Source organism: Streptomyces sp. NPDC002623 (assembly GCF_053592635.1).
This window is the reverse complement of the sequence record NZ_JBSFWB010000014.1, coordinates 159,425-185,104: the sequence shown is the minus strand read 5'-3', so window position 1 is coordinate 185,104 and position 25,680 is coordinate 159,425. Positions and strand designations below refer to the sequence as shown.

Genomic DNA, 25,680 nt, shown 5'->3' with positions numbered 1-25,680 from the left:
TCCCGCCCCTACGACAGCAGCCCGATACCGGAGCAGTGGAACCCGGCGCCACCCCGAGACGACACTCGGGCCCTCAGCCTGCCCCACCCTTAGCCCACGGCACGAAAACGGTCCACCGACTCCGTCGGCGGACCGTCACGAAACTTCGAGGCTAAGCGGCGGGCGCGTTCACGGACCTGGCAGCGCAGGAGTTCATGGGTGACCTGGTCGGTTCCGTCGTCCCGCCAGGCGGCGAAGTAGTAGTAGGTCGCGCTCTTCTGCGGCAGGTCGTGCGGGAGGTAGGCCCACTGGCAACCGGTCCGCCCCTGATAGAGGATCGCGTTCACGATCTCCCGCGTGTCGTGGGCGCCCTGGTGGCCGCTGACCGAGCGGTGCCGGTCCTTCCACGCGATGATCACCGGCTCGATCGACGACCACTGCTCGTCCGATAAGTCACTCGGATACGGCTTGCGTTCACTCACCCGATCACATCACCAGATCAACACCCGCGGACCGGCAGATTCCACCCCGCCGCCCCACCATCAGGCGACAGCAGATCCACTCAAAGAATCACGAACCACCCCTCAGGGCAGTGGCTCCTCGGGCGTCCTCCCTGTTGACTGCTCTGCCCAGACGGTCTTTCCCTTGTCCCAGTAGCGGGTACCCCACTGGTCCGCGAGGGTGGCGACGATGAACAGTCCTCGGCCTGTCTCATCAATGGTGCGGGCGTGTTTCACGTGTGGAGCGCTGTTCGAGGCGTCGCTGACCTCGCTGGTCAGCATCTCGTCAAGGATCAGGCGTAGCTGCAGGGGCGGAGCGCCGTAGCGGACCGCGTTGCCGACGAGTTCGCTGACGATGAGCTCATTGGTGAACGCAATCTCCTCGTCCACGCCCCAGGCATCAAGTTGGCACCGGGCAGCCGCACGGGCGATCGGGGCGGCCTCGGGACCCGGCGGCAGGGAGAGGGCCAGCACCCGATCTGGGGGCAGCGCTTTCGTACGCGCGAGCAGCATCAGTCTCTCGTCGGTCCGGTGGCCGTGTGCGAGCGCATGCGCGATGTCGTCGCGCAGCTCGGGCAGACTCCGCTTGCTGCCGCGGTCCAGGAGCGGGCGCAGTGGCCCTGCCAGGACCTCGTCTGCGAGTGGCGCGGTGGCCATGGCCAGGGTGGTGCCTTCGCGGAGGCTGACCGTGGTCGCGGGAAACGGGGCGTTGCCCGTTCCGGCGAGCAGGGGGCCTGGAGGCACGGCCAAGGTGGACGAAGTGCCGTCGGGGAAGACGGCCACTGGCTCCGGGAGACCGGCACGGGCGAGGGCGCACGTGAGAGTGACCGGGTCGTAGATCGCGATGGCGCAGCTGGCAGTGAGCGACTCACGGTGCAGGGGATCCCCGGGCGGCAACGCGGCACGTTCAGCTGCGAGACGGATCGCGGTGTCGCTCAACCGGGCCAGTAGCTCGTCGGGCCCCAGGTCCAGCGTGGCAATTGAGTGGAGCGCCGTCCGAAGCAGCCCCATCGTGACCGCCGCTGCGACGCCTCGCCCAGCGACGTCGCCGACGACCAGCGCGGTCCGTGCGCCGGGCAACGCGATCACGTCGAACCATACGCCGCCACCCTCCGGCCCTGGAAAGTGCAGTTGGCAGACCGCCACAGAGCTTGGCGTGGCTGGGCGCTGGGGCAGAAGCCTGCGCTGGAGAGTCGCTGCGATGGTCCGCTCACGGGTGTACCGACGGGCGTTGTCGATGCAGAGGGCGGCGTGCGCGCACACGTCGGACGCAAGCTGGAGGTCCTCCTCCTCGAAGGGATCTTCTTGCTGGTGGCGGTAGAAGCTGACTACCCCCAGAGCATGACCCCGCAACGCCAGCGGTGCCACGATCAGAGAGTGGACATCGGACCGCCTGATGGCGTCCGCTCGGGCTGGGTCGGCGGCGAGCCACGCGCTGTCAGCGTCGATCGGGACGAGCCGTGGGCGGAGGTCGGAAAGTACGTGCGAGTAGGGGGTGCCGGATGGCAGCGGGCGCACGTCTCCCACCCGGTATGCCGAGATCCGTCCCCGGAAGGCTGTTCGGCGTAGGGGTACATCCTGGTCGACGGGGACCAGTGGAGGGTCCTCGCCGCGGACGACATCTTCGATGACGTCGACGACGCCGATGCCAGTGAAGGCAGGCACTACTGCGTCCACCAGTTCTCGGCACACAGCCAGCACGTCCAGCCGCTGCCCCACCCGTGTGCGGACCGTGTCCAAGAGGGCCAGGCGTTTCAGCGCGTTCTCACGGTCGGTAACGTCAACCGCTGACGCCACCAGACCGAGAACGTCGCCAGGGTCGCCCTCCAAGCGGGCGAAGGAGACGGAGTAGATGCGGCGTCTGTGCAGGCCAGGCGCTTCGCTGGCCCGGACGAGCCGGTTCAGTACCGGCACTCCGCTCTCCATGACCCTGTGAGCCACCGCGAGCTCTTCCTCAGGGTCTTCGAGTTCGAACGCCTCGGTGAACCGCTTGCCGAGCAGGTCTGCCACTGGCGTGTCGCGCAGCCAACGGGTGCCGGTGTTCATGCGGACCACGCGCAGTTGGTTGTCCAGGACGTACAGTCCCACCGGGGACTGGGTGAACATGGCCTTCAAGACCGCCACGTCCTGCTGTGAAACGGCGTCCGCTGCAGCGCGTACCTGCCAAACAACGGAAGTGCCGTGCAGCACCGGCCTGACCAGCACCGGGGCCCCATCAGAGAGGCTGCCTCGACGCCCTCGGTCTCCAGCGCCGATCTCACGCATCAGCGCGACGACGGACTGGCCTACGGCTTCCTCGGCGGACCATCCGAACAACTCCTCCGCAAGACGCTGCCACTCGATCACCCGCCCGTCCTCAGCGATCATCATGATCACGTCGCGGTCGGGCATCGAAAACACCTCCCGCTCTCATCCCCGGGTTCATCCCCCCGGTCTGCGCAGTGCACTCCTCCACCAGTTCAAGCGCGTGGCGGCCCCGCGGCAACCCGCCCCGGGCGCTTCAAGCTGTAGCGGCAGGCTGATCTACCTCCTGAAGAGGATGCCGCGAAGGCCGCCCTCCCCTACTCCAGAGACGCCGGACGCATGCCGGCGTGCAGGCACTGCCACCCTGACGCTGCCTTGGGGTTCGACCCGCGAGACGCTGACACACCGACCGCACTTGGCCACGGTCCAACAATCGCCATGTGCACGGCGACCGCGTTGTTCTTGTTCAGGCTTCACTCAGCTCCCGCCCAAGACTGACCCGCTCTCCACGTCGTACAGCACGAAGTAGACCGGGTCGGCTGAGGAGTCGGCGCGGATCTGGCGGGAGCGGATGAGACGGAAGACGGCCACGCGGATCGCGTGGTACGTGCTGTCGACGATGGTGTGGTCCTGTCCCGCGGTCAGTGTGTCGGCCTTCACCGTCCACCGCCGGCCCTGCTCCGCGACGGCGACGAACACCTGGTGCTGCTGCTTGGCCCGCCGGTAGGCGGCGTTGAAGGCGTCGACGTCGGTAGCGTCCGGGACCAGGCCGGGCGGACACGGTGTGGGCAGCGGCTACATGAGGATCACCCTGCCAGGACCAGGCAGTACGCGGGATACCCAATGCCGGAACGGTCGCCTGCTCCGACGCGGGTGCGGTCAGTCGGGTGGGGGCGGGGCCGTCACGGTGTCCGCCTGCCAGCCGATGCCCCTGGAGATGCGGCGGCGCAGATCCTCCGGTAGGCGGGGGCGAGGTCCCGGGGCCATCTCGGAGGGCAGGCCCGGGTCGGCGACCAGGACGAACCGCAGGTTCCTGCCGTTCGTGTCCGCGTCGGGCTGCCTCATGCACTCTGGTCCTGCCGCCGGGTAGGTGTCGGTGATGTCGCGCCTCGCCACTTCCAACAGGCTGCCACCACAGGGAGGGATCTGCTCGTCCACCCGTTCGGCAGCACGCCGCGCCTGCGGGCCGGGCCACCCGTAGCATGCTGACTGTGCGGCCCATTCTCCCGAAGACCGAGGGCGGCCGGGTACAGGGCCTCCTTCAGCTCATCGAGGACGGCATCCACCTCGTCGTCGCGGCGCTTCTCGTACTGCTCGCGGGGCTTCTGACCGTCGGGGTCGTCCGCGACGTCATCAGGTCGATTCAGGGGCCGTACCGCGAGGAGACGGTCGTTCTCTCCGCCCTGGACAACGGCCTTGTGCTGTTCATCGTGGCCGAGCTGCTCCACACCGTCCGCCTCACCATCAGGAACCAGACCCTCGACGCGGAGCCGTTCCTCGTCGTCGGCCTGATTGCCGGCATCCGCAGGGTGCTCATCGTGACGGCCGAGGCGGAGAAGTCCTTCCGGTGGAACGTCGAGGGGATCGAACTGCTCGTCCTGGCGGGGCTGATCCTCGTGATGGCGACAGCGGTGTACGTGTGGCGGCGCTCGACACGGCCGAGAGACTACTTCCCGCTCGAGGAGGCGCGGCGTTCCCCGTCGCCGGAGCCATCACCCACCCCGGTGCGCGGGTCCTGATTCGTCATCTTCCGCAGCCGCGGCCGCCCGCACCCGTTGCTCCTCGCGAGCGGAGCCGACGTCCCGTTCCAGGGGTGTGTGGCTTACGGCTGTCGTGAGGTCCTCCAGGGCCCGCTTCTGCAGTTCCGCCTCGCGCCGCACGACCGGGCTCCGGTCCCCGGCGGCGCCCTCCCACGCGTGGAGCGCCTCCTCCATGCGCCCCCAGTCCGGATTCCTGTGCTCGCGCACGTCGGCTGCCGCCTGCGCGGTGTCCGCCTCCAGGGCGTCGGCGAACCGCTCCACTTCGGGGGCGAAACGGCTGTCGGCCCGCGGGACGTGGCTCTCCATGAGCATCGCCGCGCGGCCGAACCCTTTGAGCGCCTCCTGCGCCTCCTCCGCCTCGCGCGACGTCAGACCCCTGGGGCGGACCGGTTCCTGCCTTGCCTGGTCGTAGGCCTCCTGCCAGGCGGCACGGGCCGCCCTGCTCGCCAGCAGTGCCCTGCGCATGTCGGCGCGATGCTCCCGGGTCGGTTCGGCGTAGCTGCGGAGCACCGCGGCCGCGTAGCGGCCGTTGGCGGCGAGCCAGTCCGCAAGCCGGTCCGGCAGCCGAGGGGTCTCCCACGCGGGGAACGCCATGTACGCCAACATAGCCAGGGCCCCCCCGAGCAGGGTGAGCACTACCCGCTCCGGGACCGTCTGCTCCCATGCCTGGCCGCCCATGCCGAGCAGGAAGACGACGTACGCGGAAGTGAAGCATTGGGAGTAGGCGTAGCCGGTACGGATCAGCGTGTACGACAGGCCCGCCGAGACCACCGCCAGCGCGCCGAACACATGGGCATCCGGTCCCAGGGCCTGCACTATCCCGGTGGCGAGCGCGACCCCCGCCAGGGTCCCGGCGAGGCGGGCCACCGCACGCGCGTACGTCCGGTGGAAGTCCGGCCGCATCACCATCACCGAGGCGATGGGCGCCCAGTAGCCGTGGCCCAGGGGGAGCCGGGCGGCGATCAGATAGCCGAGCGTGGCCACTGCCGCCAGGCGGACGGCGTGCCGGAACACGGGCGAGTCCCGACGGAGCTCACGGCGGACCGCCCGGAGGACGACCGGGACCAGCCGGAACATTGTCGGGCGTACCAGGAACTGGGCGCCCGCGGGGGGCGGCGTGGGCGTCTTCCCGCGCGCGCCACCACTCCCGGCGATCTCCAAAGCCTCGCCGAGCAGTTCCACGAGCCGCTCGGCGGCCTGCCGGGCGGGCCCCTCCAGTACCTCGTGCTCCTTGTCGACGCGCAGGACGTCCGTGCTCCGGGGCGGCACCTCGGCGGGAGTGCCGCGGCGGATCGAACGAGCGGCCGCGTCCAGGACGTCGGCGGCCGCGTTGAGCAACTCCCGCGCGCGGTCCCGCCCGGGTCCCTCCGCCGGGGCGCCGACGTCCGGGTCGGCGAGCGCGGCGACGACCGGCCGAATGCGCTCGGCGAGTCCTCGGGGGCCGTGGAGGGCGGGGGGACGGGTTCGGGCCTGTGATGGCGTCACGGCGGCCGCGTCCCGGGCCGTCATCAACGGTTCCGGGTCGAACGGGGCGGTCGGATCGTGCCGTAGCCGGCGGGCGTAGTCCGCCACGGCGGCCAAGGCGTCGGCGAGCGCGTCACGATGTGCCCCCCAACGGCGGATCGGGAACAGCAGGATCAGCACGGCCTGCGTCACGCCCCCGAGCGCGATGACCCCGGCGTGCTCCAGGGCTCGCCCGACGCTCGTGGGCAGGGTGATGGTCACCAGCATGCTGCCGACCGTCGTCGCTGCGACGATCCCAGCGGTCGATCCGACGGCCCACGCCATTCCCGCGGCAAAGGCCCATACGGCCAGCAGTGGGAGGAACGTCACGAGTCGCCCCGCCGCCAGGTAGCCCACGAAGGTGCTGAGCGCCAAACCCGCGCCCGCGCCGAGCGCGATCACCTTGCGTGGACGCCAGGTGCGCTGGAAGGTGGCCCCACCCGCGGAGTAGGCGCCGAGGGCGGCGGACGCGGCATACGCAGGGGAGACCAGCCACAGCGCCGGCCCGATGACGATGGCCACCCCAGCAGCCGTGCGCAGCGCGAGCAGGGGTTCCAGCCGCGTGTCCTCGATCGTGAGCCCGGATCGCACGACCTCCCCGAAGGCCCGCAGCCACGTCACGGGTGTGAGCCTAGCCGGAACGCCCTGCCGGGTCGCGTCAGCCGCGCCGCCACCTCCTGGCGGCGCCGCGCTCGAGGGGGCGCGACCCCGGCCGACCTACACCCACCATCCGGCACCCTCGCGTACAGGGCGATCGATGAGCACACCCCCAGCGCCGCCTGTTCACCCAGCGGCTGCGGCTCGACGTCGTCCTCGTCGCCGATCCGGGATGGCCGACTGAGGTCGCGAAGCGGCTGAGGAAGGGTGACGGACCTGCATACCAGGACAACACCCGCCCCGTCATCGCCATGATCGGCCCGCCGGAGATAGCGCGCTGCTGTCGCTGCCCATGCCTAGCCTGATACGCGTCGCCCACCGGCTGAGGGGAGCGGCCCTCGGCGTGATCGAAGCGCTGATCCCGGAGTCCGGTAACCCCTGCCACCGGGAGGATCCAGTACACCAGCGAGGCACCGTGCTACGTCCTGCCGGCGTCCGCGGGCGGTTGCGGCCGCTAGGCGGGATGGTCCGTGTCAACCAGCCCTGGCTGGGGATCACCGGCCTCTCCCGAGCGCTCGCTGGCGTGTTCGCCACCGCGGCGTTCGGCCCCATCAGCAGCGACATTTGGGGGGTCACCCTTTACGTGGCGCCGCTCCGCGAGGCGGTGTTCACCCTGCTGTCGATCCGCACGCCCGTTCGACTACCCGGGCAAGTCGGACGGCTGGGCCTGGCAGGGTAATACAGGGAGGCTAATTGGTCCCGACATGCGCATGCGTTCCCGTGCCCCGTCGGCCAGGCTGACTGGGAAGCCCAGGGGGCCGGGAGCCACCCCGGCGCCCGCAGTCGGAGGGTGCCGTCATGACCGTGATGTCCATCGCCAGGTTCGAAAGGTTCTTCCGCGCGGCCGCGGGGCTGAACGTCGACAAGAACGATCTCAAGCGCTACAGCGACTTCGTCGACGCCAAGCTCTACGATCTGCTGACCGTCGCCCAGGCCACTGCCAAGGCCAACGAGCGTGACATCATCCGGACCTGTGACCTACCGATCACGAAAGGCCTGCAGGAGAGCATTCACCACTTCCGGAAGATCGACCAGGAAGTAGAACTCAAGCCGATCCTAGAACAGCTCGCCACCCACCCCGCTCTGGACCGCATGCCCGACGAGGAAACCGAGGCGGCCTATCCGGACATCATCGGCGGACTCAGCCTGGCCCTTGCCCAGTGCTTCAAGATCCTCCACCCTGACCTGAAGAACCCCCAGACCCAGCACTGGGACGAGGCCCGAGCCGTCTTCGACCTCCTGCTGTGAGTGGCGACCGGACCAGGCGGTGCAGGCCACGGCCAACCAGCGTCAGCGCGCTCTGCTTCCTCGGCTGCCGCAACGATCCGCTGGCCCGCCGTACGGCCTCTCGTCCACGTCGAACTCGTCCTGCGGTGGAGCGCAACGCCCGACGCGCGCTGGGCAAACCGCCCTTGGGGCGGCTGACGCACCTGGTCGGTGAGCTGGCCGAGACCGCGGCGGGCACCCGCCGGCTGCTGGAGCAGACCGCTGTGCGGCTTGCGGGGATCCGCGCAATCCCCGACCGGCTGGTGTCGTTAGCCGATCCTGATGCCCGACCACGCAAGGGCAAGCCCCAGCACCCCAGGCTCATCGGCCCACATCTCGGGTGTCGGAGAACTCAGATTGTGGCGGCCCGACCTCCCAGGGATCATCGAAGGCATGGACAGGAACATGTCCGTCGGGTCCGGGGAGCGGCTGCTGGAGGAACTGGTCAGAGCAGCCCAGCTGGCATCACCTGCAGAACTGCCGGTGGTCCTGAACCGGTATGCCGAGGCCATGGGTCTGGGCAGGGCCGCTATCTATCTGGTCGACATTCAGCAAAGAGTGCTGGTGCCGCTTGTCGAAGGCGAGCCGGAACTGGAGCTCGACACTTCGCTGGCCGGATGGGCCTATCGCACCGACTCTCTCCGAGTGGAAGAAGGTCCCTCCGGCGGGCTGACCGTATGGCTGCCCCTGGCCGACGGGGCGGAACGGCTGGGCGTCCTCGAACTGAACATGGACACCCTAGACGGGATCAAGCTACGGCGCTGCCGGACGATGGCGCTGATCCTGGCACTGATCATCACATCCAAGCGCACCTACAGCGACACCATCGCGCAGCGCATGCGGACCAGACTGATGGAACTGCCCACGGAGATGGTGAGGGCTTTCCTTCCTCCCCGGTCGATCGGCACCGGGCGGGTCGTTTCGACGGCGGTCCTGGAGCCTGCGTACGAAGTGGGCGGTGACGCGTTCGACCACTCGTTCACCGAGGACGTTTTGCACGCCACGATCCTTGACGGCATGGGGCACAATCTGGCGTCCGGGCTTGCCACCTCTGTCGCCATGTCGGGCTGCCGTAACGCCCGGCGCAGCGGAGCAGACCTGGGCACACTCGTGAGCACCGTGGACGAGGCGCTGGCGAAGTGGCTTCCGGACGAGTTCTGCACGGGTATTTTTACCCAGTTGCACATGCCCACCGGAGGGCTGCGATGGTGCAACTGCGGCCACCCGCCTCCGTTGCTCATCCGCCGCCATCGCCTGCTTTATAAGGCCTTGGAACGGCCACCTGAGCCTCCTCTGGGTCTGCCCGCCAGTCTCGCCGGGACCGCCCGTCAGGTGCACGATGCCAGCCTCGAACCCGGTGACCGGGTACTGCTCTACTCGGACGGCGTCGTGGAGTCACGCAATGAGGAAGGCGAAGAGTTCGGACTGGAGCGCTTCACCGACTACATCATCCGGTCGACAGCAGCAGGGCAGAGCGCCCCGGAAGTGCTGCGCCTGCTCATCCATGCCATCCTCGAGCACCGGCGCAACGAACTCAGCGACGACGCCACGATTTTGATGTTCGAGTGGCAGCCCCCTGGTCCGTGACCGCATGAGCCAGAGGGTGCAGCCGTTGCGCCGGTACTCCGTGGACGGTGGATGCCAAGCACAGCTCAGTCTCCGGGAGGCGGCGGGTAGGGCACCGCACATCTGCAGCGCCATTCCGGCGCAGGCAGAGGGCTCAGGCGACGGGCGGCAGGTCCTTGGCCGTAGCGGTGCCCTGTTTACCGGCGGATGCTGCCGGAGGCTTGGGTGCTGTGGTGGCCAGCCGCAGATACACCGCCTCGTAGCCGGCTGCCATGGCATCCGCCTGGAACCGGTCTAGGGGCTGGGACGCCGGGCCGCCGCAGGCCTGCTCGGCGCGCTGGGCCGCGCTCATGACCTCCTCAGCCCGGGTCACGGCAGGAGAGCGGCAAACGAGTTCGGCACCCGGGATTTGAGGTGCTGCCATTCGCCGGCGCTCACATGGCGCTCCAGAGATTTCAGTACGGTGCGCACCAGCTTCTCGCTGCCGCCCTCGACCGCATAGGGGAATTCGCTCCGGACCCGCGAGAAGAACTCCTCGTTGCTCATCTTTACGGGCGTCTCAGCCAGCTTCCAGCCGTCGTAGTAGATACCCCTGACGATGGTCGGCAGCTGGGCGCCGAACTGTACGGCCGTCTCGACCGGGAGACGATCCCGGAGCGGGTGCAGCACGGCCCGAAGTGCCGCGTACGACTGCTTGCGCCGTTCCTTGGGCCATTCGAAGGCCTCCTCGACGTCCTTGAGGAGCCGATTGGCCTTGTCCACCATGGTGTCGAACGAGGAGAAACCTGTCTCAACCATTTCCGCGGGCCCTTCGTTCTGCGCGCCTCATGGGCTCAGTCTGCGAGGTCGGGCTTGCCGAACAGGACCGCGTAGCTGGAGGGGAGTTGGCTGATGATCTGATTCAGCTCTCCGCCGGTGACGGCGTCGGCAACGGTGGTCAGGACCGCGCTGGCGTCCCACTGCGCCGTACGCGGGCGGGCATTGGTGCGCTCGGCGACCCGGCGGTAGAACTCTTCGATCCCGAAGCTCCTTGCCTGCTGCGGCGTGGCATGGTTCAGAACCTGTCCCAGTGGGCCGGGCATCTGGGATGCGAGGTCCTTGACCTCTCCCGGGCTGATCCGTTGGGCCAGCACTTCCAGCACGGCCTTGGTGACGTCTGCGGCTTCGTGCTGGTCGTTGTATTCGCCTCGCTCGCGTACACGGGCGAGGAATCCGTCGTATTTCATCGCTGCCTCCTTCTGCCCCGGTCACTGCTGGTCATGGGGTCGCCCGGTGGGCTGTCTGGCCGTGCGGGTCCGTCCGTCGGCGCGTAGTTGCCGTCCGCAAGGCCCTTGGCCCGGGACTCCCGCACGGATTCACGCAGGGCACGGCGGAAGCGCCCGGGGCCCCAGGAACGGCCACCCACCGCCTGTTCGAGTCGGTCGCGGCTGGTCGGGCCGGTTTCTTGGAGCGCGTGGGTGATCTGCTCGATCTCGTCGTCGAGGCGTTGTTCGGCCATGGCGGACGTACGGCTTGCCGTGCCCGCGGTGCCGGCCATCCCCGGCGAGTACAGGGTGCTGCCCGGTCCGGTGCCCGGGCGGTAGCGGCGGGCTCCGGCGCGCTCCCGCTCCCGGCGGCGGGCGGTGCGCTCGGCGATCCGCAGTTCCCGCTCGTGCGCGGCCTGCCGAACGTGCGCGGGCCGGAGGCGGTCTCGTGCGTCCTGCGGCGCGGGCTCGTTGCGCCAGGCTGCCTCGGCTTCCTCAGCGGTGAGTGGCCGGGCGATGTTCTCCAGGGACTGTTGTTCGGCCCGCACACCGAAGAAGACCTCGGCCACCCCGCCCAGCGCCATGACTGCCGCTCCGATGAGGAAGCCGATGGCCACCAGGTCGGCATCGCCACTGTGAATCAAGTGGCCGAACAGCAGCGGGCCGGTGATTCCGCCCACGGCCGTGCCGATCGCGAAGAACAGCGAGATGGACAGGGCTCGGGTCTCCATGGGGAAGACCTCGCTCACCGTCAGGTAGGCCGAGCTCGCTCCCGCGGACGCCACGAAGAAGGTCAGCGAGACCAGCAGGAAGAACGACCATGTCGTCAGGGAGCCGTTGATCAGCAGAACGGCGAGGACGGCTGCCACGACCGCCGAGCCGAAGTAGGTGCCCGCGATCATCGGCTTTCTGCCAACCGTGTCGAACAGTCGGCCGAGAAGGAGTGGTCCGAGGAAGTTGGCGATCGCGAAGAGGACAAGGAAGTAGGGGATCGAGCCGGAGCCGATGTCGAAGAAGCCGTTCAGGATCGTGCCCAGGTCGAAGACGATCGCGTTGTACAGGAACGCCTGTCCGACGAAGAGAGCCAGACCGAGAACGGCGCGACGCGGATACCGCCGCAGAGCCACGCCGGCGATCTCCGTGAACGGGATGACGTCGCGCTGCCGTACGGTGACCGCCTCGCCCGGTTCCGGCAGCTCGCGGCCGGTCTCTTGGTGCACCTCGGCCTCGATCCGGTCGACGATGCGTTCAGCTTCGGCTTGATGCCCGTGGATGAACAGCCAGCGCGGACTCTCCGGCACGTGGCGGCGGACCAGCATGATGCCCAGGCCCAGAATGCCGCCCAGGCCGAAGGCCAGCCGCCAGCCGAGGTCGGCTGCCAGCAGACTCTCGTTGAGAAGCAGCACGGCGACCAGGCTGCCGAGCGCCGCACCGACCCAGTAGCTGCCGTTGATGGCCAGATCCACCTGCCCGCGGTTGCGGGCCGGAATCAGCTCGTCGATGGCCGAGTTGATCGCGGCATACTCTCCGCCGATGCCCATACCGGTGATGAAGCGGGCGAGGTAGAGGTACCAGGCGTCGTGGGCGAACGCGGTCGCGACGGTGGCGAGGATGTAGATGCCGAGCGTGAGCATGAACAGCTTCTTGCGCCCGTAGCGGTCGGTGAGCCTCCCGAACAACAGAGCGCCCGCACATGCGCCTGCCACGTAGATGGCGGCGGCAGTGCCTATGTCGGAGCTGGTCAGGTTGATGCCGCTGCCCGGCTCGGTCATACGCGCGGCGACCGCCCCGACGATCGTCACTTCGAGTCCGTCCAGAATCCAGACGGTTCCCAGACCGATGACGATCCGCCAATGGAATCGGGACCACGGGAGCCGGTCAAGCCGGGCGGGGACCTTGGTCGTGACGACGCCGAGCTCGGCTGTGGTGGTCATGCCGTGCCTCCTCGTTCAGGGCCACGGGCTGTTGCTTGCAGAGGGACAGACAGGCCGGACTGGGACGGTCCGCATAGGGTGGTCTTCTGTGCTGCGCTGCCACCTTCTGGGACACCGTTTTCGCTTTCTCCATGAGGGCGACACGATGCTCTGGCACTGCGCGCGTGGGTGCGGAGCGGAGGGCAGCAAGCGATATCCGACGGCCCAGGACGCCGAGCGTTACGCACGGGCATTCGACCGCGAGGACCAGGCGGACATGGGCCGACGAGCACCGCTGGGCCTGCTCCCCCTTCGGCTGCTGCGCGCCTGGCGTCTGCGGCGCCGAAAGGAAGCCGGTAGGGAGCCTCATGCCGCGTCTCCGCCGCCGTGATGGGTTGTCACACGAGACGTCGTTCATGAGTCACCCCGGGTGTCGAAGCCTCGCCGGCCCGGCCGCGGTACCGGACGTGCGTCCGGAACCGCGGCGGTCGCGTCTCAGCCCTTGTTCTCGGTGCTTTCACTCGTCTCGCTGATCTCGATGTGCCGGGGCTTTGCGACCTCGGCCTTGGGGACGGTGATAGTGAGCACCCCGTCCGTCATCTGCGCATTGATCTTTTCCGTGTCGACCTCTCCGGGCAGCCGCAGCCGGTACTCGAAGGTTCCAGTGCGGCGGGTGCTCCGGCGCAGGACGCCTTTGCGTTCCTTCTCCTTGATCTCTCCGGTGACCACCAGCTCCTGGCCGTTCGCTTCGACGTTGATGTCCTTGCTCTTGACGCCGGGGAGTTCGATCTCGACGTGGAAGGCGTCGTCGGACTCCGTGACATCCGCCAGGGGTGTCCACGCGACTGCGGGCGCAGCGCCTCCCACCGTGGATTCGATCAGTCCGCTCATCTCGCTGAGCAGTTGGTCGAACTCCGTCAGCGGATTGCGTGCCCAGCCAAGGGGCCTGTCCTGCATGGCGCCACCGCGGGGGCGCCGGACGGGCGTGGTCATTCCCATCGCCTCCTTCTCCTTCTCGCGTTCTCGTCGCCCGCTGGGTGTCATGCGAGCCAAGCGGACTCCTTCGGACGGGTGTGCGGGGAGCTGTCGGTGCCGCCGGGCGCGGCCGTGTGGCCCAGGTAGCGGTGCACGAAGTGGATGCTCATCGCGCCTTCGCCGACCGCGGAGGCCACGCGCTTCACCGAGCCGCTGCGCACGTCGCCGGCGGCGAAGACGCCAGGCAGGCTGGTCTCCAACGTCAGGCAGTCGCGGCCCTGGCTCTGCCACAGCTCGGGAACGGAGCACGCCTGCGCCTCCGCGCCGGTGAGCACGTAGCCGCGCGCGTCGAGGGCGAGCGCGCCGGACAGCCAAGCGGTGTGAGGGTCTGCGCCGGTGAAGACGAAAAGGGCCCGCACCGCGAGGTGACGGTGCTCGCCCGTACGGTGGTCGACCACGGTGACCGCCTCCAGCGCCTTGTCGCCGAGTGCCTCGGTCACCTCGGTGCGCAGCAGCACGCGCACCCGCGGGTGGCGCTCGACCTGATCGATCAGGTAGCGGGACATGTGCGCCTCGAGGCTCCGCCCACGGACGAGCAGATACACCTGCGGTGCGTACCCGGCCAGGAAGAGCACGGCCTGGCCCGCGGAGTTGCCGCCGCCGACCACCGCCACCGGGTCGGTACGGCACTGCTGGGCCTCGTAGACGGTCGCCGAGTAGTGCACGCTCGCGCCCTCCAACGGCTCGATGCCGGGCACCTGGAGGCGGCGGTAGCGGGCGCCGGTGGCCAGGACGACGGTACGGGCGGTGATCTCGCTGCCGTCGTCGAACCCGACGGCGTAGTGGCCGTCCCGCCGTTCGAGCCGGGCCGCCTCCGCAGGGACACTGATCCGGGCGCCGAACTTGTCCGCCTGGAGCACGGCGCGCTCGGTGAGTTCGGCGCCGGAGATGCCGGAAGGGAAGCCGAAGCAGTTGTCGATGCGGGAGGACGTCCCGGCCTGGCCGCCGGTGGCCAGCGCCTCGACCACGGTCGTGCCGAGGCCCTCCGAGGCGGCGCTCACCGCGGCGGCGAGACCTGCCGGACCGGAGCCGACGATGAGGAGATCGCCGCGTCCGTTGCCCGATTCCAGAGGCGGCAGGCCGATGAACCGGGCCAGTTCGGCGTTGCTCGGATTGCGCAGCAGGGTCGTGTCCCGCCAGATCACCAGCGGCGTCTGTTCCGGACCGACCGCGAAGCGCCGCAACAGCGCCTCGGCCTCCTCGTCCGTCTCCAGATCGATCCAGCGGTGCGGCAGCCGGTTGCGGGCGGCGAACTCGCGCAGCCGCCGGGTGTCGGGCGAGTAGCGCGAGCCGATGATGCGGAAACCGGCGCCCTGCCCGACGAGTAGAGCCCGACGGCCCAGACAGGCGCGCAGCACCAGATCACCAAGGGTGGAGTCCCGGGTCACCAGGGCACGCAGCTGGTCCATGGACAGGGTGAGGATCTCGCCGGGGTCCCTGACCACGGCGGTGTAGAAGGCCACCTGTCCGTTCAGGAGGCCGAGTTCGCCGATGAAGCGGCCAGGGCCGTGCACACGCAGCAGGTGTTCATCGGGCGTGCCGTAGCCCTCGACGATGGCGACCGAGCCACTGAGGACGACGTAGAACGTCTCGCACCGCTCGCCCTCTCGGATCAGTACGTCACCCGCGTCAGCCGCGCGCCGCCGGCCATGCTGCGCCAGGCGGGCCATCTGGTCGTCCGACAGGCGGGGATAGGCGCCGTAGATGTCGGGGGTCTCGAAGGGGACGCTCTCCTCCGCCTCGTCCGGCACCGGCGCTGCGCCCGGCCGCGTCTCGTCGCCGGGCATCACACGAACGCCTCATGGACGAAGCACCACCGCCAGTCCTCGCCGGGCTCGAGCGACGCCACGATCGGATGGCCGTCGGCGGCGGCGTGACGGCGGGCGTGCCGGTTCGGCGAGGAATCGCAGCAGCCGACGTGGCCGCAGGTCAGGCAGAGCCTGAGGTGGACCCACGGGGAGCCGAGCAGCAGACACTCCTGACACCCTTCTGAGGTCAGCGGCTGGACCGGCCGGACAAGCGCGAGGTGGGGGTCTGCGTGCAGGGTCATCCGGATCACCCTTTCCGGGCCGTGATCGACTGTTCCACCCACTGGCGCAGAGCGGGGGCGGGCGCCGCCCCCGCCTGCCGGGCGACCGTCTCGCCCTGGTCGAGGACCAGCAGCGTCGGTACCGCCTGGACCTCGAACCGCCGCGCCAGGCGCGGGTTCTTGTCGATGTCGACCTTGACCAGTTTGATCTTTCCCGCGAGATCGGCGGCGACCTTCTCCAGCGCGGGACTCACCATGCGGCAGGGGCCGCACCAGGTGGCCCACAGGTCGACGACGACGGGCACGGTGGCCTGCTCGACGACCTCGGTGAAGTCGTCGTCGCCCGCGTCGGCCATCCACGGCAGCGGCTGCTTGCAGTTGCCGCACCTGGGGCTGCCCTCGGCGGCCGCCGGCACCCGGTTGGTGCGCCCGCAGTGCGGACAGGTGACGTTGGTGGCTTGCACGGTGCTCATGCCGCCCTCGCCCCCTTCCCGTCCTCGGGCTGGTCGTAGGTGACCACCAGTTCTCCGTGCTCGGCGTCGACACGGACCTTCGCGCCGTCCTGGACGTCGCCGCGCAGCAGGGCGCGCCCGACGAGTGTCTCGACCTCGTGGGAGATGTAACGCCGCAGCGGGCGGGCCCCGTACACCGGGTCGTAGCCCTGATGAGCGATCAACTCACGGGCTGCTTCGGTGAGTTCGACGGTGATGCGGCGTTCGGCGAGGCGGCGGCGCAGTTCGTCGAACTGCAGCTCCACGATCCGCTCGATCTGCCGCTCACCGAGCGGTTTGAACAGCACGATGTCGTCGACACGGTTCAGGAACTCCGGGCGGAAGTGCCCGCGCAGCTCGCCCATCACCAGGGCGCGGGCGTCCGGCTTGATCTCGCCCTCGGCGGTGGCGCCGTCGAGGAGGTGCTCGGAGCCGATGTTGGACGTCATGATGATCACGGTGTTGCGGAAGTCGACGGTGCGGCCCTGGGCGTCGGTGATGCGGCCGTCATCGAGGATCTGCAGCAGGGTGTTGAAGACATCGGTGTGCGCCTTCTCGATCTCGTCGAACAGCACGACCGAGTACGGCTTGCGGCGTACGGCCTCGGTGAGCTGGCCGCCTTCCTCGTAGCCGACGTATCCGGGCGGGGCGCCCATGAGCCGGCTGACGGTGTGCCGCTCCTGGTACTCGCTCATGTCGAGGCGGACCATGTTCTCCTCGGAGTCGAACAGGGCTCGGGCGAGGGTCTTGGCCAGCTCGGTCTTCCCGACGCCGGTGGGGCCGAGGAAGATGAACGAGCCGATGGGGCGGCGAGGGTCGCGGATGCCGGAGCGGGCGCGGATGATGGCGTCGGCGACGAGCTGGACGGCCTCGTCCTGGCCGATGACGCGCTCGCGCAGGATCTCGTCGAGGCGCAGCAGTTTCTCGCGTTCGCCCTCCTGGAGGCGGGCGACGGGGATGCCGGTCCAGGCGGCGACGATCTCGGCGATCTCCTCCTCGGTGACGACCTCGCGCAGCAGCCGGTTCTGCCCTTGTTTGGCGGCCAGTTGCTCCTCCTCTGCGGCGAGTCGGCGCTCCAGGTCCTGGAGGCGGCCGTAGCGGAGTTCGGCGGCGCGGTTGAGGTCGTAGGCGCGTTCGGCCTCCTCCGCCTCGTGGCGGACCTGCTCCAGTTCCTGGCGCAGTTCCTGCACGCGGCGGATCGCCTGCCGTTCGGCCTCCCACTGGGCGTGTTTGGCGTCGGCCTCGCCGCGCAGGTCGGCCAGTTCCCTGCGCAGCTCCTCCAGGCGGGCCTTGCTGGCGGGGTCGGTCTCCTTGGACAGGGCCGCCTCCTCGATCTCCAGACGGGTCACCCGCCGGGTGATCTCGTCGAGTTCGGCGGGCATGGAGTCGATCTCCGTACGCAGCCGGGCACAGGCCTCGTCGACGAGGTCGATGGCCTTGTCGGGCAGGAAACGGTCGGTGATGTAGCGGTGGGAGAGCGTCGCTGCCGCGACCAGCGAGGTGTCCTGGATCTTGACACCGTGGAAGACCTCGAGGCGTTCGCGCAGGCCGCGCAGGATGGAGATGGTGTCCTCCACGCTGGGTTCGTCGACCAGGACCTGCTGGAAGCGGCGTTCGAGGGCGGCGTCCTTCTCGATGTGCTTGCGGTACTCGTCGAGGGTGGTGGCGCCGATCATGTGGAGTTCGCCGCGGGCGAGCATGGGCTTGAGCATGTTGCCCGCGTCCATGGCTCCTTCGGCGGCGCCCGCGCCGACGACCGTGTGCAACTCGTCGACGAAGAGCAGGATCCGCCCCTCGGCGGCCCTGACCTCGCTCAGCACGGCCTTGAGGCGTTCCTCGAACTCGCCGCGGTACTTGGCGCCCGCCACGAGCGAGCCCATGTCGAGCGCGAACACCGTCTTGTCGCGCAGTCCTTCGGGCACGTCACCGCGCACGATGCGCTGGGCCAGACCCTCCACGATGGCGGTCTTGCCGACGCCGGGGTCGCCGATCAGGACGGGGTTGTTCTTGCTCTTGCGGCTGAGGATCTGGGTGACGCGGCGGATCTCGGCGTCCCGGCCGATGACGGGGTCGAGCCGCCCGGTCCGGGCCTCGGCGACCAGGTCACGGCCGTACTTCTCCAGGGCCTCGTAGGCCACCTCGGGGTTGGCGGAGGTCACGCGTTGGTTGCCGCGGACCTGGGTGAGCGCGCCGAGGAAGGAGTCCCGGGTCACGCCGTGCTCCTTCAGCAGGCGCCCGGCGGCGGTCGCCGAGCCCTCCTCGGCCAGCGCCAGCAGCAGGTGTTCCACGGACACGTACTCGTCCTTGAGGCGTTTGGCCTCCCGCTCTGCCGCGTCCAGCAGCCGGGCCAGACGCTGGGTGACGAAGACCTGGCCCGGCGCCGCGCCCGGGCCGGTCACCTTGGGCCGGCGGGAGAGCTCCTCGCGTACGGCCGCGCGCAACTCCTCGGGCTCGGTGCCCGCCTGCTGCAGCAGCCGCGGGATCAGGCCCTCCTCCTGGTCGAGGAGGGCGAGCAGCAGATGTTCGCCGTCGACCTCGGTGTGGCCCAGACGGCCGGCGGCGCTCTGGGCCTCCTGCAGGGCTTCCTGTGACTTCTGGGTCAGGCGGTTCATGTCCATGGTGGTAGATCACTCCTCACGCCTGCACGCCGCAGCGCGGCTTCGAGCAAGCTGATGCGGTCGAGCAGATCGAGCACCAGACCGAGGGATGCGTAGTTCAGGCACAGCCCGGTGCGCAACCGTTGGACGCGGGCCAGGGCGGCCGGGGCCGTGGGGGCGAACGCCAGCCGTCCAGAGGCGTCACGGCCGGCATCCACCAGTCCGAGGGCGACGAACCGACGGATCAGGTCGGGATGGAGGCCTGAGCGGCGGGCCACGGTCTCCAGGGAGAGCCTGGGCACGGGCACGATCGCGTACTGCACGCCCACCTCGGTCGTGCGTGCGTGGGACGGGCGGGCCTCGGCCGGTCGGTCGGTCATCAGGTCCTCCTGGGGTCGAACGAGGAGACAGCGGCAAGTTCCTCCAGCAGCTCGCGCTCCCGGTCGCTCAGCCGGGGCGGCACCATGATCCGCAGCTCCGCGTATAGGTCTCCGTTCGCGCCGCGCGGGCCCGGCATGCCCTCGCCGCGCAGCCGCAGGCGCCGTCCGCTGGAGGACCCGGCCGGCACGGTCACCTTCGCCGTGGCACCGCTCGGCGTGCGCACCGGCACGGTCGCGCCCAGCGCCGCCTCCCACGGGGTGACCGGAAGCCTCACGTGGACGTCCCGGCCGTCAAGGCGGAACTCGGGGTGCGGCTGGATCCGCACCCTCAGGTACAGGTCCCCGGCGGGAGCGTCGTCGCCGCTCCCGCGCCCGCCCTCCCCGGCCAGCCGGATGCGCTGCCCGTCGGTCGTGCCGGGCGGCACGTCGACCTGGTAGCGCCGCTGCCCGTCCGGCCCGGCGAGGGTGACCGTACGGCGGCCGCCCCGATAGGCCTCCTCGACGGTGAGCGGCAGTTCGGCCTCCTGGTCGGCGCCGGGCACGCGCATTCGCCCGGCGCCGCCGAACAGCGAGCCGAACAGATCCTCGACGTCGACCCCCTCGCCCCCGAAGCCCGCCGTGGAGTACCGCACCCGGGGACCGCCGCCGGTGGCCCACCGGAAGCCGCTGTCGGCTCCGGCTCCGGCTCCGGCGGCGACCCGCTCCTCCCAGTCCTCCGGGATCTTCCGGAAGTCCTCGCCGAAGCGGTCGTAGCGGGCTCGCTGCTCCGGATCGGACAGGACGCTGAAGGCCTCATTGATGTCCTTGAACCGCTCCTCCGCCTGGGGGTCCTTGTTGACGTCGGGGTGGTACCTGCGGGCCAGGGTGCGGTAGGCCCGCTGGATCTCGTCCCGGTCGGCGGTGCGCGGAACGCCGAGCACCTCGTAGAAGTCGCGTGCCATGGACGGTCACTCCCGCTTGGCGACGGTCACGGCGGCAGGCCGCAGCTGCCGCTCGGCCTCCCCGTAACCGGGTCGCAGCACTTGGACCACGGTGTTCGGATCGGCGTCGGGATCCTGGACCACGCCGACCACCTCGTGCCGGGCCGGGTCGAACGGCACGCCTTTCTCTGCGTGGCGCGGGTAGCCCAGCCGCTCCATGACGTTTACGGCCTGGTCCCGCACAGCTCGGATACCTTCGACAATCGCGCCGGGGTCGGCGGCCGCGTGGCTCAGGGCAAGTTCCAGGTTGTCGATGACGGGCAGGAAGGCCGCAGCCGTACGGGCGCGTTCGGCCGCGGCCTCCCGCTCCAGCTCCCTGGCGTGGCGTTTGCGCAGGTTGTCGAGGTCGGCCAGGGCGCGGCGCCAGCGGTCCTCGGCCTCTCGCAGCGCGACAGCGTATTCGTCGTCGGGTGCGGCGGCGCCGGTTGCGGCGTCGGGCCCCGGCTCGGCCTCCTCGGTCGGCGGTCCAGGCTGCTCAAGGTCCCCGCGCGGCGGCTGTACGGCGCCTTCCTGCGGCGGGTCGGGCTCTGGGCCCCGGGGTGGGATGGGCATGGCGGGCACCTCAGCCCTTGTCGAACTCGGCGTCGATCACATCGTCGTCGCCCCCGGCGCCGCCCGGCGCGGCCCCGCCGGTACCGGATCCGTCCGGTGAGCCGGTGCCTGCCGGACCGCCCGCGGCGGCTCCCGCCTGGTGGGCCGCGAGCCCCGCGAAGACCTGCTGGAGTTCGGACGTCAGCGGCCGGACCTTGTCCACCCCGGCGTCGTTCTTGACCGCCTCGCGGGCCTCGGCCACCAGCATCTCGGCGCGGGCCTTCTCATGTGCGGGCGCGGTGTCGCCGAGCTCGCCGAGGCGCTTTTCGACCTGGTAGGCGATGGCGTCCAGTTCGTTGCGGGCGTCGACCGCCTCGCGCAGGGCCTGGTCCTGGCCGCGGTTGCGGTCGGCCTCCTGGACCATCCGCTCGACCTCGCTGCGGTCGAGGTTGGAGCTCTCGCTGATGGTGATGCCCTGCTCCTTGCCGGTGTCCTTGTCCCGCGCGGTGACGTTGAGGATGCCGTTGGCATCGACGTCGAAGGTGACCTCGACCTGCGGCTCGCCGCGCGGCGCAGGGCGGATGTCGGTGAGCTGGAAGCGACCCAGGACCCGGTTGTCGGCGGCCCTCTCCCGCTCGCCCTGCAGGACGACGACGTCGACGGCGGGCTGGTTGTCCTCGGCGGTGGAGAAGGTCTCGGTGCGGCGCACCGGGATGGTCGTGTTCCGCTCGATGATCTTCGTCATCACGCCGCCGCGTGTCTCCACGCCCAGCGACAACGGGGTGACATCGAGCAGCAGGACATCCTTGACCTCGCCCTTGAGGACCCCGGCCTGGATCGCGGCGCCCATCGCCACGACCTCGTCGGGGTTGACGCTCATGTTGGGGTCCTTGCCGCCGGTCAGCCTCCGCACCAGGGCCTGGACGGCGGGGATGCGGGTGGAGCCGCCGACGAGGATGACCTCGTCGATGTCGTTGTCACTGACCTTGGCGTCGTCCATGGCCTGCCGCACCGGGCCCAGGCACCGCTCCACCAGGTCGCCGGTGATCTGCTCGAACGTGGACCGCATGATCGTCGTGGTCAGATGCTTGGGCCCGGAGGCGTCGGCCGTGATGAACGGCAGGCTGACCTGCGTCTGGGTCACCGAGCTGAGCTCGGTCTTGGCCTTCTCGGCGGCCTCGAACAGGCGTTGCAGCGCCTGCGGGTCGTTCCGCAGGTCGATGCCGTTCTCCTTCTGGAAGCCGTCGGCGAGCTGGTCGACCAGCCGGCGGTCGAAGTCGTCGCCGCCCAGATGGCTGTCGCCCGCCGTGGACCGTACCTCCACCACGCCGTCGCCGACGTCGAGGATGCTGACGTCGAAGGTGCCGCCGCCCAGGTCGAAGACGAGCACCGTCTCGTGCTGCTTCTTGTCCATGCCGTAGGCGAGGGCGGCCGCGGTCGGCTCGTTGATGATCCGCAGCACTTCCAGGCCGGCGATCCGTCCGGCGTCCTTGGTAGCGGTGCGCTGGGCGTCGTTGAAGTAGGCGGGCACCGTGATGACCGCCTCCGTGACCCGCTCTCCCAGCTGCTTGGAGGCATCGTCGGCGAGCTTGCGCAGCACCTGCGCGCTGATCTCCTCGGGCGCGTAGAGCTTGTCGCGCACCTTGAAGCGGGCGGCGCCGCCGTCTCCCTCGACCACGTCGTACGCGACGGCCTTGGCCTCCTCGGAGATCTCGTCGAAGTGCCGGCCGATGAACCGCTTCGCCGAGTAGATGGTGCCCTTGGGGTTGAGGATCGCCTGCCGGCGGGCCAGCTGACCCACCAGGCGCTCGCCCGTGTCGGTGAAGGCCACCACGGACGGCGTCGTACGGTTACCCTCGCTGTTGGGAACGACCGCCGACTCGCCGCCCTCCCAGACGGCGATCACCGAGTTCGTGGTGCCCAGGTCGATGCCTACTGCCTTGGCCATGAGGAACTCCTTCCGCGACGGGCGGCCCCCGTTCGCCTCGGAGTCGCGCCCGGTCTTCCGCACTCGCTCAGGTGACGGCGGGACCGCTCCGCGGGCGGCTGCTCTTCCAAGCCCCGCTGCTTGTGCTGGTGCCGGTCCCGCCGGGCAGCTCGGCCAGCAGCTGCACCGCCTCGTCGGCGACCGCTTCGTCGGCGACGACGTCGTACCGGCTGGGCTGCATGAAGCTCACCGAGGCGAAGTCCCGGCGGCCACGCTGGGCCGCGTGCACCAGCAGGCCGAGCAGAGCACCGACGAGTGCTCCGAAAACCAGCCCGTCCAAGGCGAGGAGCAGTCCCGACACGACCGGGTCCAGCCAGTTCAGCAGCCCGAAGATCCACCCGATCAGTGCGCCGGGCAGGGCACCGCTCGCCGCGCCCTGGAGGGCGGCCCCGCCATGTCCCATGCGGCCGGTCACCTGCTCGACCAGGCGCACGTCCTGCCCGATGATGGCCACCCTCTCGACGGGAAAACCCTGATCGGACAGGTGATCGACGGCGCGTTCCGCCTCCTGGTAGGTCGTGTACGAGGCGATGGTCCTGCGGACCTGCTCGTTCATCAGCCAGTCCTTCCTGCCACGGCCACCGGTGCGCCCGGCGATCCCTGACAAGCCCAGAGTTGCAAGAGAGCAGCGCGCTCCGCCTGCACCCGATAGGTCAGAAGTCGACGCGGTCGGTCGGCCCACGAGAGCAAGGCACAAATCGGACAAGTCGGATTGCCTTGCCTAGGCTGGGTGCTCAGGGCACGCCCAGGCGTGGATCCCACGACTCGCTCGATCGCCTCCGATGACCGGAGGAGAACGGAGTGACCATGGCCTCCCATCCGTCACGGAGGCTTTCCCCTCACATCTCCGACCAGAAGGTGACCCGCCACCCGAGCAACACCGCGGGCACCGAACGGCACGCCCCCCGTCCGCTCGCGGCGGACCCACACGGGCTGCTGGTGCTGTCCCACACCCTGTTCACCTGCGCGGAGCAGAGTGAGATCGTGCGGTTGGCCATGCGGCACGTCAGGGCCCTTGGTCCCTACCACGCCGAGGCCGGATACCTCGCGACGGGCGACGGTTTGTCCCGCGTCCCCGGCCACGACGCGGGAGCGCCAACGGTCGACGACGCACAGATGAAGGAGCTGGGCGAGGCTGACGGCTCCGTATACCTTCCAGAGAGGCCCTGGAGCTGGGCGTTCGGCCTGCGCGGGGCCGGCGGTCTGCTCGGCTACATCGTGGTCTCCTCCCGCTCCGGGCCCGATGAGCAGGGCCACTTCCTCCTCTCGACCCTCGTGAGGCTCGCATCGGCGGCCATGTCACTGGCGGCCACGCACCCCGCGCACCACGACAACGCCGGCGAGCTGAGCCGACTTCGCACCGAACGGGACACCGCGCTGCGGCAACTGGACGCAATGCGCTCCAAGCTGCACCTGCAGAAGAGCGTGCACGAGACCCTCGACCGTGTCGCCGCCCGGGGCGGCGGCGAGGACGCCATCACCCAAGCGCTGTACGAGCTCACCGGGCTGTCGGCGCTCATCGAGGACCGGTTCGGCAACCTGAGGTGCTGGGCCGGTCCCGACCGGCCCGACCCCTATCCAGTGCGGTCCTCGACCCACCAGGACGAGATGTTGCGGGAGGTCGCGCACGAGGCGGGCCCGGTCAAAGTCAAGGACCGGCTGATCGCCCTGGTCCGACCACGCGGCGACCTCCTCGGCGTACTCGCCCTGGAGGACCCCGAGGCGACGGCCGACGAGCACACCACGTTCGCCTTGGATCACGCCCAGCGCTTGCTCGCCCAGGAGCTCCTGCATATGCGAGAACTCACCGAGGCCGGACTGCGGCTTCGCCGCCAGCTGATCGACGACCTGTTGGAGGGCACTGACGAGACGAGTGCCTACGCCCGGGCCGAAGCCGTCGGCCACGACCTGCAACGTACCCATTACGTGGTCGTGGTGTACTGGCCTGGCAACGCCCCTGACGACTCCTTCACCCGTGCCGTCGAGCAGGCGGCGGCCGCCACGGCGACCCGTCCGCTGATCACCCGTCGCGGCGACCGGGTGGTCCTGCTGACCGAAGCAAGGCCCAACGACGATGCCGTGCACGCGGCGCTGGCCCATGAGCTGGGGACGCCCGACGGAGCGATCGGGGTGAGCACCCCCTGCGACTCCCCTGACGCCGTTCCCCGCTGCTATCAGGAGGCACTGCGGGCCCTGGAGGTGCGGCAGAACTCCCGCCAGCGCAGCGGGACGACGTTCTTCGAAGACCTCGGGCTGTACCGGATCCTGGGGCCCGGCAACGATCTCCGGGAGCTCGAAGACTTCGTGCGAGAGTGGCTCGGCCAGCTGATCGACTACGACGCAGAACACGACACGGAGTTGGTGGAGACGCTCTCGCGCTACTTCGACTGCGGAGGCAACTACGACGATGCGGCCTCTGCGCTGACGGTCCACCGCAGCACCCTGCGCTACCGGCTGCAGCGCATCCGTGAGATCAGCGACCGCGACCTGGCGGATGTGGACACCCGGCTCAACCTGCAGGTGGCAACGCGCGTTTGGAAGATCATCCTGGGTGGGCGGCGCTGACCGCGGATACCCGGAGGTCCGGTGCAGCGGGTCAGCCCGGCACTCGAACAGGTCGCCTGTGGCCTCGCCGGACCCATCAAACTAGTCAAAGTCGACGTCCACCAGTCCTGCCCGCTGGCCCGGCGATTCGAGGTACAGATGGTGCCCACCCAGCCGGTGCTCCACAACGGGCAGGTCATCGCCCGGCAGGCCGGCGCGGCACCCGCGGACGTCCTGCGCCCGTGGGCCGAGAAATTGCTCCCCGGACGCCGGCCCGGCCCGCCTCCGCAAGGGGCACGAGGACCGTCCAGGCCAGCCTGCGCCGGTTCTCCGGCGGCACACGATATCCAGGGCAGCGGCACGGCCAGTCGCCCCTGAACTGGGCTTTCAGGGAAATATGAGCCCGCACTTGTCAAGTTTTCTTCTCTGAGCTATATGAATGGTGTACGGGCATCGCAGACCGGATCCGTCGTT

Annotated in this window: 23 protein-coding genes and 2 pseudogenes; 6 read left to right on the top strand and 19 right to left on the bottom strand. The window is 69.6% G+C overall.

Annotated features, from left to right (window positions below; genetic code table 11):
* Positions 1 to 152 precede the first annotated feature (152 nt).
* The 4 genes and pseudogenes from ACWD4O_RS25615 to ACWD4O_RS25600 form a co-directional block, all read right to left on the bottom strand.
* Positions 153 to 461: pseudogene (locus ACWD4O_RS25615) on the bottom strand (transposase); the annotation flags it as partial.
* Between the two features lie 102 nt (positions 462 to 563).
* The gene (locus ACWD4O_RS25610) at positions 564 to 2,870 is read right to left on the bottom strand and encodes a SpoIIE family protein phosphatase (RefSeq protein ID WP_451283183.1); all 2,307 of its coding nucleotides are present in this window, start codon (positions 2,868 to 2,870) and stop codon (positions 564 to 566) included.
* Between the two features lie 330 nt (positions 2,871 to 3,200).
* Positions 3,201 to 3,422: a hypothetical protein gene (locus ACWD4O_RS25605; protein WP_451283181.1), complete on the bottom strand. Its 222-nt coding sequence runs from the start codon at positions 3,420 to 3,422 to the stop codon at positions 3,201 to 3,203.
* 180 nt (positions 3,423 to 3,602) lie between these two features.
* A complete protein-coding gene (locus tag ACWD4O_RS25600) occupies positions 3,603 to 3,788 on the bottom strand; it encodes a hypothetical protein (protein WP_451283180.1) in 186 nt (61 codons plus the stop codon).
* Positions 3,789 to 3,925: 137 nt separating this feature from the next.
* Here ACWD4O_RS25600 and ACWD4O_RS25595 point away from each other — a divergent pair, with 137 nt between their 5' ends.
* Complete coding sequence (locus tag ACWD4O_RS25595; protein ID WP_451283178.1) at positions 3,926 to 4,462, top strand: phosphate-starvation-inducible PsiE family protein; 537 nt, start codon at positions 3,926 to 3,928, stop codon at positions 4,460 to 4,462.
* Here ACWD4O_RS25595 and ACWD4O_RS25590 read toward each other — a convergent pair.
* A complete protein-coding gene (locus tag ACWD4O_RS25590) occupies positions 4,436 to 6,607 on the bottom strand; it encodes an FUSC family protein (RefSeq protein ID WP_451283176.1) in 2,172 nt (723 codons plus the stop codon). The genes ACWD4O_RS25595 and ACWD4O_RS25590 overlap by 27 nt on opposite strands.
* An 834-nt stretch (positions 6,608 to 7,441) precedes the next feature.
* Here ACWD4O_RS25590 and ACWD4O_RS25585 point away from each other — a divergent pair.
* From ACWD4O_RS25585 to ACWD4O_RS25575, 3 genes and pseudogenes are all read left to right on the top strand, one after another.
* Positions 7,442 to 7,891, top strand: a complete 450-nt coding sequence (locus ACWD4O_RS25585) for a DUF1931 family protein (protein ID WP_451283174.1) — start codon at positions 7,442 to 7,444, stop codon at positions 7,889 to 7,891.
* A gap of 122 nt (positions 7,892 to 8,013) precedes the next feature.
* Positions 8,014 to 8,238, top strand: a pseudogene (locus ACWD4O_RS25580) (ISNCY family transposase); the annotation flags it as partial.
* Positions 8,239 to 8,302: 64 nt separating this feature from the next.
* A complete protein-coding gene (locus tag ACWD4O_RS25575; protein ID WP_451283172.1) occupies positions 8,303 to 9,496 on the top strand; it encodes a PP2C family protein-serine/threonine phosphatase in 1,194 nt (397 codons plus the stop codon).
* A 133-nt stretch (positions 9,497 to 9,629) separates the two neighbouring features.
* On the opposite strand, the gene ACWD4O_RS25570 is transcribed toward ACWD4O_RS25575, so the two are convergent.
* From ACWD4O_RS25570 to ACWD4O_RS25505, 14 genes are all read right to left on the bottom strand, one after another.
* A complete protein-coding gene (locus ACWD4O_RS25570) occupies positions 9,630 to 9,848 on the bottom strand; it encodes a hypothetical protein (protein ID WP_451283170.1) in 219 nt (72 codons plus the stop codon).
* Positions 9,845 to 10,240, bottom strand: a complete 396-nt coding sequence (locus tag ACWD4O_RS25565) for a DUF2267 domain-containing protein (protein WP_451283168.1) — start codon at positions 10,238 to 10,240, stop codon at positions 9,845 to 9,847. The genes ACWD4O_RS25570 and ACWD4O_RS25565 overlap by 4 nt, the downstream gene beginning before the upstream one ends.
* A gap of 68 nt (positions 10,241 to 10,308) precedes the next feature.
* The gene (locus ACWD4O_RS25560; protein ID WP_451283166.1) at positions 10,309 to 10,701 is read right to left on the bottom strand and encodes a DUF2267 domain-containing protein; all 393 of its coding nucleotides are present in this window, start codon (positions 10,699 to 10,701) and stop codon (positions 10,309 to 10,311) included.
* Positions 10,698 to 12,653: an MFS transporter gene (locus ACWD4O_RS25555; RefSeq protein ID WP_451283164.1), complete on the bottom strand. Its 1,956-nt coding sequence runs from the start codon at positions 12,651 to 12,653 to the stop codon at positions 10,698 to 10,700. Before ACWD4O_RS25555 ends, ACWD4O_RS25560 begins: the two co-directional genes overlap by 4 nt.
* 474 nt (positions 12,654 to 13,127) lie before the next feature.
* A complete protein-coding gene (locus ACWD4O_RS25550) occupies positions 13,128 to 13,625 on the bottom strand; it encodes an Hsp20/alpha crystallin family protein (protein WP_451283163.1) in 498 nt (165 codons plus the stop codon).
* 47 nt (positions 13,626 to 13,672) lie between these two features.
* The gene (locus ACWD4O_RS25545; protein WP_451283162.1) at positions 13,673 to 15,454 is read right to left on the bottom strand and encodes an FAD-dependent oxidoreductase; all 1,782 of its coding nucleotides are present in this window, start codon (positions 15,452 to 15,454) and stop codon (positions 13,673 to 13,675) included.
* On the bottom strand, positions 15,454 to 15,717 hold the full coding sequence (locus ACWD4O_RS25540; RefSeq protein WP_451283160.1) for a UBP-type zinc finger domain-containing protein: 264 nt from the start codon (positions 15,715 to 15,717) through the stop codon (positions 15,454 to 15,456). Before ACWD4O_RS25540 ends, ACWD4O_RS25545 begins: the two co-directional genes overlap by 1 nt.
* Before the next feature lie 5 nt (positions 15,718 to 15,722).
* Positions 15,723 to 16,169 carry a thioredoxin gene (trxA, locus tag ACWD4O_RS25535; protein ID WP_451283158.1) on the bottom strand — a complete coding sequence of 149 codons (447 nt, stop codon included), beginning with the start codon at positions 16,167 to 16,169 and terminating at the stop codon, positions 15,723 to 15,725.
* Positions 16,166 to 18,805, bottom strand: coding sequence for an ATP-dependent chaperone ClpB (clpB, locus tag ACWD4O_RS25530; protein ID WP_451283156.1), 2,640 nt, complete (start codon positions 18,803 to 18,805; stop codon positions 16,166 to 16,168). Before clpB ends, trxA begins: the two co-directional genes overlap by 4 nt.
* Positions 18,796 to 19,164, bottom strand: a complete 369-nt coding sequence (locus ACWD4O_RS25525) for a chaperone modulator CbpM (RefSeq protein ID WP_451283154.1) — start codon at positions 19,162 to 19,164, stop codon at positions 18,796 to 18,798. Before ACWD4O_RS25525 ends, clpB begins: the two co-directional genes overlap by 10 nt.
* The gene (locus tag ACWD4O_RS25520) at positions 19,164 to 20,105 is read right to left on the bottom strand and encodes a DnaJ C-terminal domain-containing protein (protein ID WP_451283152.1); all 942 of its coding nucleotides are present in this window, start codon (positions 20,103 to 20,105) and stop codon (positions 19,164 to 19,166) included. The genes ACWD4O_RS25525 and ACWD4O_RS25520 overlap by 1 nt, the downstream gene beginning before the upstream one ends.
* 6 nt (positions 20,106 to 20,111) lie before the next feature.
* Positions 20,112 to 20,696 carry a nucleotide exchange factor GrpE gene (locus ACWD4O_RS25515; RefSeq protein ID WP_451283150.1) on the bottom strand — a complete coding sequence of 195 codons (585 nt, stop codon included), beginning with the start codon at positions 20,694 to 20,696 and terminating at the stop codon, positions 20,112 to 20,114.
* A 10-nt stretch (positions 20,697 to 20,706) separates the two neighbouring features.
* The gene (dnaK, locus tag ACWD4O_RS25510; RefSeq protein ID WP_451283148.1) at positions 20,707 to 22,623 is read right to left on the bottom strand and encodes a molecular chaperone DnaK; all 1,917 of its coding nucleotides are present in this window, start codon (positions 22,621 to 22,623) and stop codon (positions 20,707 to 20,709) included.
* 67 nt (positions 22,624 to 22,690) lie between these two features.
* A complete protein-coding gene (locus ACWD4O_RS25505; RefSeq protein WP_451283146.1) occupies positions 22,691 to 23,218 on the bottom strand; it encodes a general stress protein in 528 nt (175 codons plus the stop codon).
* Between the two features lie 251 nt (positions 23,219 to 23,469).
* Here ACWD4O_RS25505 and ACWD4O_RS25500 point away from each other — a divergent pair, with 251 nt between their 5' ends.
* Together ACWD4O_RS25500 and ACWD4O_RS25495 are read left to right on the top strand one after the other, a co-directional pair.
* Entirely contained in the window at positions 23,470 to 25,227 is a 1,758-nt protein-coding gene (locus ACWD4O_RS25500) for a PucR family transcriptional regulator (protein ID WP_451283144.1), read from the top strand.
* A gap of 21 nt (positions 25,228 to 25,248) precedes the next feature.
* Positions 25,249 to 25,584: a thioredoxin family protein gene (locus tag ACWD4O_RS25495; RefSeq protein WP_451283142.1), complete on the top strand. Its 336-nt coding sequence runs from the start codon at positions 25,249 to 25,251 to the stop codon at positions 25,582 to 25,584.
* Positions 25,585 to 25,680 lie beyond the last annotated feature (96 nt).